Genomic DNA, 1,611 nt, shown 5'->3' with positions numbered 1-1,611 from the left:
GGCGACGCGTCGCCAGGGCTCGCCGCGCACTTTGAAGTTGCGAAGTGGGGTGACGCAGCGATGAAGCCCTCGACCGGCAGGCCGTGGCAGCACCTGGGGGTGTCCGCGCGGGTCGGTTGGCTCCTCGTCGCCGCCTACGGCGTCGCGGAGACGCTGGTCGCGGCCTCGTGGCGCTGGGGCTGGCGCGGCCCGTACGGGGCCCGGCCGGTCGACGAGATCGTCACGGTGGCGTGCCTGCTGTGCGCGGCGGGGTGCGCCGCCAACGCGGCCCGCCACGCGGTTGGCCGCTCCCGATTCGGCTGGCTGGCCCTGGCGACGGCCCTGGTGGGCTGGGCGGCGGGGGAAGTCGTCTGGGCGGTCTACGACGTGCGACCCGACCTCGACCACGCGACCCACCCCGCGGCGGCCGAAGTGGTGCTCCTGCTGTATCCGATCGGGGCCATGGCGGCGGTGGTGGCGTTCTCCCACGTGTCCCGCTACACTCCCCCACGGATGGTGCTGGACGGCCTCATCCTGGCGACGTCGCTGTTCGTCATCTCCTGGGTGTTCGTCGTCGACAAGCAGCTCCGCGAGGCCAGCGGCTCGCGGCTCTCCACGCTCACGGAGGTGTTCATCGACATCATCCTCGTGACGACGGCGATCATGGTGCTCTCGCGCGTCCGCCCCAGCGACGGGCCCAGCCGCAGCCTGGTCCCCGCCGGCATCGGGACGATCGGACTCGCCGACATCGCCGTGGTGTTCCACACCGGGATCGGCTCCTATCACACCGGCGACGTGGGCGATTTGACCCGGGTGGCCGGGTTGGGTTTGTTGACGTGGGCGGGGCTGGCCGGTGCGCACGAGTCCCCGACACCGGCGGCGCCCGACGACGCCCCGTACCGCACCCGGCTGTGGTTGCCGTACCTGCCGTTGCTGCTGGCCGTCGCGGTGGGGCTGGGTCACGCGCTGGGGCACATGCAGCACGGACCGATGCTCGCCGCGCTGGGAATCCTGGTTGCCGCCGTGCTGGCGCGCCAGTTCGTCGTGCTCGTCGAGAACCAGCGCCTGCTGACCGAGGTCGCCCGGGAAGCCTTCCGGGACAGCCTGACCGGCCTGGCTAACCGCGCCCGGTTCGTCCAGCGGTTGAACGAGGCCATCGCCCGCCCTCCGGTGGGCGACGCGCCGATCGCAGTCCTCTGCCTCGACCTCGACAACTACAAGCTGGTCAACGACGCGTTGGGGCACCCGGCCGGCGACGAACTGCTCGTGCGGGTCGCCGAGCGGCTCACGGCCGCGGTGGACGAGTCGGCCACCGTCGCGCGACTCGGCGGCGACGAATTCGCGGTGCTCATCGAAGCCTCCGTCGAGGAGTCGCAGGCCACGGCGCATCGCGTCCTGGACGCCTTCACCCCGCGGATTCTCATCGACGGGGTGCCCTTGGACGTTCGGCCGAGCATCGGCTTCACGGTGGCTCCCGCCTCGTCGGGTTGCACCGTCGACGAACTGCTGCGCCACGCGGACCTGGCCATGTACGCCGCCAAACGCCAGGGTGGCCGGTGCGTCCACAGCTTCGTGCCCGATGTGCCCCTCACGGCCGCATCGCCGGAGGCCACCGGACCGGTGGTGTCGGCC

The 1,611-nt window shown here is 72.0% G+C and carries 1 protein-coding gene; it reads left to right on the top strand.

Features of this window, described 5'->3' with window-relative positions:
* Nucleotides 1–60: 60 nt before the first annotated feature.
* Nucleotides 61–1,611, top strand: a 1,551-nt coding sequence (locus AC2VNT_RS10935) for a diguanylate cyclase domain-containing protein (protein ID WP_486946875.1), incomplete at its 3' end; no start/stop codon positions are given.

It is taken from the genome of Mycobacterium sp. TH-M15, from assembly GCF_057473705.1.
This window is presented reverse-complemented; position numbering and strand designations above follow the sequence as displayed.